This window comes from Cyanothece sp. BG0011 (assembly GCF_003013815.1).
In the GTDB taxonomy this organism is placed as follows: Bacteria; Cyanobacteriota; Cyanobacteriia; order Cyanobacteriales; family Microcystaceae; genus Crocosphaera.
Map to the genome: position 1 here is coordinate 61,586 of NZ_PRLH01000095.1, position 6,497 is coordinate 68,082.

Genomic DNA, 6,497 nt, shown 5'->3' on the forward strand with positions numbered 1-6,497 from the left:
GAACGGAAAAGTATAAGGTAGGGGCAGTGGCGGTGGTTTTTCGGACAAATTATTAGTCAACTGTTAGGAACTATTTTAGAAGAAGAAAAAACATTTTGGTTTTGGCCAGAAGGGGTAGAGTGGGGATGGATTGCCTTGTGGTCTTTGTTAGGAGGGGTAGTTGTCTGGCGATCGCAACGTCTTTGGATGTTAGGGGGAAATGTCATCATTGTGGTGGCCGGATTATGGGGACTGTGTTTCTTACTATTCACTCAGGGGGGTTGGGTTCCGTTGGTTCCTCCTCTATTGGCTTTTTTACTCTCAGGAACCTCTGTTTTAGCTTACAAAACCGTTTATCAAACCTATCATGATCCCCTGACCGGACTGGCTAACCGAAGGTCTCTAGAACGAAAATTACAACACCTCAATCATCAAAATCTTAACCAATGTTCAGAATTAGTGGCGGTTTTATTTATTGATGTCAATCGTTTTAAAAGTATTAATGATGGTTTAGGCCATCAAGCAGGGGATTATCTCTTAATTACCCTATCCCAACGCCTCCAACAACATCTTGATTCTTCCCAACATTTGGGACGGGTTGGGGGAGATGAGTTTGCCATCTGGTTAAAACCCGTCAAGGATAAACAAGAGGTGGTTCGGTTCGCAGAAAAATTACAACAAGTCTTAAGTCAACCTCTATATTGGCAAGGACAAGAAATTTATACCACCGTAACAGTGGGGATATCCTTTGAGGAAACTGGGAAAAACTTCCACGGACCAGAATTACTCCGCTACGCCGATATTGCTATGCACAAGGCCAAAGCACTTAATTCGAGTCGTCCCCAAATTTTTGAACCGGGAATGGATACCCAAGCAGTACAACGTTGGCATTTAGAAACGGATTTACGGTTAGGATTGGCTCAAAAGGAATTTCAATTATATTATCAACCGATTATTTCCTTAAAAACGGGAAAAATTGCCGGGTTTGAAGCATTAGTGCGTTGGAACTCTAAAACACGGGGGTTTATCTCTCCGGGGGCTTTTATTCCTGTGGCAGAAGAAACCGGGTTAATTGTTCCCCTAGGAGAATGGATTTTAACCGAAGCTTGTCGTCAGATTCGAGAGTGGCACGAACGATTCCCTCGTAATCCCGCTTTAATTATGAGTGTAAATCTATCCGGTCGTCAATTTTCTCAACCCAACTTAGTCAAACAAATTAAAACGATTCTCGATTCAGCCGGGATTGAAGGCGATCGCTTAAAATTAGAAATCACCGAAAGCATGATGATGAATGATGTAGAAGCAGCCATTTCTCTGCTCAATCGTTTAAAAGGATTAGGATTACGGTTAAGTATTGACGATTTTGGTACGGGCTATTCTTCTTTAAGTTATTTACATCGTTTTCCTGTGGATACCCTAAAAGTGGATAAATCCTTTGTGGGACGGATGGAAGATGGAAAAGACAGCCATAAATACTTTCAAATTGTGCGCACTATCATTTCTTTGGGTCATAATTTGGATCTCGATGTCATTGCTGAAGGGATTGAAACTGAAGGGCAAATGAAGGTTTTAGAATCCCTTAACTGTGAATTTGGACAAGGTTATTTATTCTCTCGTCCCCTTTCGAGTGAGAATGCAGAAGCCTTATTAGCTGAAGAAAATCATTCTCTTCTCTAAAACTATAATAAAAATTAGGCTAATTGCAATTAAATTAAAATGAGTGATCCGACGGACATTAAAACAATAATCAGAGAAGAATTACCGAAGATTCTGGCCGAAGATGCAGGTATTCGCGATTTTATCTTACGGACGGTTTCCGACTATTATTCACCTCGAATTGAAACAGATCACAAGTTTGAGGAGTTTAAAGAACGAGTTGACCGAATCTTAGCAGAATTAGAACGAGATAGGGAAGAACAAAGAAAATTATGGCAAGAAAATAACCGTAAATGGGATGAACAGAACCGTAAATGGGATGAACAACATCAACAAAATCAAGAAATCCTAGGAGAAATTAAAAAGATGAATCGTAAGCATGATAGCACCATTGGGGCTTTAGGTTCTCGTTGGGGGCTATTTTCTGAAAGGAGTTTTCGTAATGCTTTAGCTGCTATTTTAGAAGAATCTTTTGGGGTCGAAGTTGTCAATATTAATGATTATGATGCGGATGGTATGGTTTTTGGTCGTCCGGATCAAGTAGAAATTGATGTCATTATCAAAAATGGGTTAGTGATTGTTTGTGAAATTAAGTCTTCTATGAGTAAATCGGATATGTATACCTTTAACCGCAAAGTGGAATTTTATCAACAAAAATATCAGCGTCACGTTAATCGTAAAATCGTCGTTTCACCTATGGTTGATGCGACTGCTTTACCAGTTGCAGACAGTTTAGGGATTGAAGTTTATAGTTATGCTGATGATGTATCTGTGGAGAGTGAGTCTTAATCAAAAAAAAGGATTAGACATTTTTGTGTTGCCTAACCCTTATTACTTGAAGACGGTGGGATGAAGTCGAAACTTCACACCCCCTCTTAAATGCTAGTTTTTAGATCCATTGGGCTTATATTCTTCAAGTTTGATGTCTACCGACTCAACATTCCAGATTTGCTCGCAATATTCAGCAATGGTGCGATCAGAGGAGAATTTACCCATTCTCGCAGAATTAAGAATCGCCATTCTGGTCCAGTTATCTTGATCGCGATAGGCTTGACTTACCGCATCTTGACAGTCAACATAAGCTTGATAGTCAGCCATTAACATATAAGGATCATCATTCATTAACTGATCCACAATGGGTTGGAATAACTCACAGTTACCATGACTAAAGTAACCGCTAGAAATGCGATCAATCACACCTTTTAAGTTACCGTTGTTGTGGTAGTAGTCACTGGGAGAATAACCCTGTGCCTTGCGATCATAGACTTCTTGGGCGGTTAAACCAAATAAGAAGAAGTTTTCTGCGCCGGCTTCTTCGCGAATCTCAATATTTGCCCCGTCTAAGGTACCAATGGTTAAGGCCCCATTCATGGCAAACTTCATATTACCGGTTCCAGAGGCTTCTTTACCCGCAGTAGAAATCTGTTCAGAGAGATCAGCCGCCGGATAAACCCGTTGACCCAAAGACACATTAAAGTTGGGCATAAAGACCACTTTTAAGCGTCCGCGAACATCGGGATCATTGTTAACCACATCAGCGACGGCGTTGACTAACTTAATAATTAATTTAGCCATGAAGTATCCAGGGGCTGCTTTACCGCCAAATAGGAAGGTACGAGGGACATAATCACCGTTGGGATCATGTTTCATGCGGTTGTAGAGGTTAATGATTTCGAGAACCATTAAATGCTGACGTTTGTATTCGTGAATCCGCTTGACCTGTATATCAAACATGGTGTTCGGGTCAATTTCGATGTTGCGATATTTCAACAGGTAAGCGGCTAAATCCCGTTTATTGGCCTGCTTAATTTCGTGCCATTGTTTGCGAAACTCAGCATCATCGACAAATTGCTCCAGTTTACGCATTTCGTCTAGGTTTTTTAACCAACCGTCGCCAATTTTTTCGGTGATTAATGAGGAGAGTCTGGGATTACTGAGTAAAATCCAGCGACGGGGAGTGACACCATTGGTCTTATTGTAAAATTTCTCTGGCCAGAGTCTAGCAAAGTATTTGAGGGTGTCTTGTTTGAGTAACTGGGTGTGTAAGGCTGCTACTCCATTAATGGCATGGGACCCTAGACAAGCTAAGTTAGCCATGCGGATTAATTTTTCGGATCGTTCTTCGATTAAGGAGATATTGCTGACTAACTCATCATCGTTGGGGAACCAGGTCCGAACATTCTCTAAGAAGCGATAATTGAGTTCGTAGATGATTTCGAGGTGTCTGGGCAGTAATTCACCAAAAATAGTCACGGGCCAGCGTTCTAGGGCTTCTGGCATTAAAGTATGGTTGGTGTAAGCTAGGGTTTTGGTGGTGATTTCCCAGGCTTTATCCCAGGTATAGTCGTGTTTATCCACTAACAGGCGCATTAACTCCGCTACAGCGACGGCCGGGTGCGTGTCGTTGAGTTGTACGGCAACTTTTTCAGGGAATTGATCTAAGTTGTCGTGGTTACGCAAGTGAATACGAATGAGGTCTTGCAGCGAAGCAGAAACAAAGAAATATTGTTGTTCTAGGCGTAATTTACGTCCGGCTGGGGTGTTATCGTTGGGATACAGCACTTTGGAGATGGTTTCTGCCCCCATCTTTTCTTCTACGGCGCGATCGTAATGACCGGCGTTGAAGGCTTCAAAGTTAAAGGACTCACTGGCCTCTGCTTTCCACAGTCTTAAGGGGTTGACGAGGTTGGTTTTATAGCCGGGAACCGGGGTATCGTAGGGAATGGCTAAAATGGTGCGATCCGCCACCCAGAAGCTTTTGAGGTTACCATTATCATCGTGGGTTTTCTCGGTGTGTCCCCCTAATTTGATTTCGACGGCTTCGTTGGGACGGGAGATTTCCCAGGGGTTCTCAAACCGTAACCAGTTGTCAGGAATCTCCACTTGCCAACCGTCTTGGATGGTTTGATGGAAAATACCAAACTCGTAGCGGATACCGTAACCAATGGCCGGCATGGATAAGGAGGCTAAGGAGTCGAGAAAACAAGCCGCTAAACGACCTAATCCTCCGTTTCCGAGTCCTGGGTCCGGTTCTTGTTCGATAATGTCATCCATGTCTAGATCCATCTCTTCGATGATCTCTTTCATGGTGTTGTATAGTCCCAGGTTCACCATGTTATTTCCTAACTGACGACCCATGAGGAATTCAGCCGAGAAATAAGAGACGATTTTAACTTCTTCTTTTTTGTAGGTCTCGATGGTTTTTAAGAAGCGATGTAACAGGCGATCGCGGACTGTGTAAGATAGCGCAACATAATAATCTCTTAGGGATGCTTTCGACTGGTCAACCCCTTGAATATAAAAAAGATGATCCAGAAATGCCCGTTTTAGGGTTTCTTTACTCATTCCTGTGCGATCATCTTCAATCTTAATGTTAGGGTTCTTGACTTTGGAACTTAATGTACTCATAAATTAATCCTGAGTGGGCTATGTAAACTTTTCTATAGATTTCAACAGCAACTATGCCACTATTAGCCAAACAAAAAATAGAAGGAAACAACATAAAAATAACTTCGTCTGAGGCTTTTACTTTTATGTTTTTTGGATTTCCTTAACTTTACATTCTGTCGTGCTATATAGGCCAGCATATACTATTTTGCAGCGTAATTAGAGTGCTTGGGTTACGCTTTCTTGACAATTGAATTACCTTTTTTTCTTGATACAGCTTCATTTCTATTATATATTATTGATTGAGTTTAACTGTATTTTCTTTAGATTTATTTAATAGAATTACCCATGGATTATTAATAATAATTTAATGTTTTCTTAAGTTGAACAATGTTAAAGTTGGACTTTTTTGAAACCTATTCAAAGATCATAATATTATGATAGAGAAAAAGAATCAAAATTAAGACATTTCTTATTCTTAGTAATCAATGAAAATACTTCTTGTTGATGACGAAGCGGAATTAACTGAACCCCTTTATCATGTCTTATCCCACGAAGGTTATGAGGTAGATGTGGCTGATGATGGACAACAAGGTTATCAATTAGCTTTACAAAATAATTATGATCTGTTAATTTTAGATTGGATGTTACCCGGTAAGCCAGGACTGTCTATTTGTCAAGAATTGCGATCGCAAGGTAAACAGACCCCCGTCTTGTTCCTCACGGCTAAAGACACCCTAGATGATCGGGTTATGGGGTTAGATGCAGGGGCAGATGATTATTTAGTGAAACCCTTTGAGTTAAGGGAACTGATGGCCAGAGTCAGAGCATTGTTACGACGTTCTCCTGGTTTAGAAGGGAGTGGGATGGGTCGGTTAAAAATAGGAGATTTAGAGCTAGATCCAGAGAACCAAGTTGCCTACCGTCAAGGAAGAATGGTTAGTTTATCGGATAAAGAAGTGAAACTGCTGGCCTATTTCATGGAATATCCCCAACAATTATTGACTCATAACCAAATTTACCAATATTTATGGGAAGAACCGGAAAAACCCAATAGTAATGTCTTAGCTGCTTTAATTCGCTTACTAAGGCGCAAAATAGAAGAAGAAGGTCCCTTAATCCATACGGTTTATGGTAAAGGGTATCGTTTTGGTGAATAAGGATTGTTGGAGGATATAAAAATTTGCTAGAGAAATGTAGGCAAAATTAATATTTTGTAATAAGATGAAAAAATCTACAGAATTGTAGTACCTAATACAATAGGGGGTGAGGTAAATGAAAGGAAAAAACAACAATCCCAACCCCACAGTGGTGGACTTAACCCAAGACATACTACTTCGTACTACTATCCCTTTAGACAACCATGCGGCCTTAAGATCAGGATTTGCGGGTTATCCCATTAATCCTCGCTGGAATGTCAGTAAAGTTCGTGCTTGGAAAACCGGTCAACAGTTGCGTCAAGCACTACAAGAAGG

The 6,497-nt window shown here is 40.8% G+C and carries 4 protein-coding genes and 1 pseudogene; 4 read left to right on the top strand and 1 reads right to left on the bottom strand.

Going from position 1 to position 6,497, the window contains the following annotated elements:
* The first annotated feature begins 135 nt into the window (after positions 1–135).
* Together C4E06_RS12250 and C4E06_RS12255 are read left to right on the top strand one after the other, a co-directional pair.
* Positions 136–1,656 (top strand): bifunctional diguanylate cyclase/phosphodiesterase, encoded by a 1,521-nt coding sequence (locus C4E06_RS12250; protein WP_198648586.1) that lies wholly within the window; start codon positions 136–138, stop codon positions 1,654–1,656.
* A 39-nt stretch (positions 1,657–1,695) separates the two neighbouring features.
* On the top strand, positions 1,696–2,424 hold the full coding sequence (locus tag C4E06_RS12255) for a PD-(D/E)XK nuclease family protein (RefSeq protein ID WP_107668322.1): 729 nt from the start codon (positions 1,696–1,698) through the stop codon (positions 2,422–2,424).
* Positions 2,425–2,517: 93 nt separating this feature from the next.
* Here C4E06_RS12255 and C4E06_RS12260 read toward each other — a convergent pair whose 3' ends face one another.
* The gene (locus C4E06_RS12260; protein WP_107668323.1) at positions 2,518–5,043 is read right to left on the bottom strand and encodes a glycogen/starch/alpha-glucan phosphorylase; all 2,526 of its coding nucleotides are present in this window, start codon (positions 5,041–5,043) and stop codon (positions 2,518–2,520) included.
* A gap of 467 nt (positions 5,044–5,510) precedes the next feature.
* Between C4E06_RS12260 and rppA the strand changes: the two genes are divergently transcribed.
* Both rppA and C4E06_RS12270 read left to right on the top strand, forming a co-directional pair.
* Complete coding sequence (gene rppA, locus C4E06_RS12265) at positions 5,511–6,182, top strand: two-component system response regulator RppA (protein ID WP_107668324.1); 672 nt, start codon at positions 5,511–5,513, stop codon at positions 6,180–6,182.
* Between the two features lie 115 nt (positions 6,183–6,297).
* Positions 6,298–6,497, top strand: a pseudogene (locus C4E06_RS12270) (hypothetical protein); the annotation flags it as partial.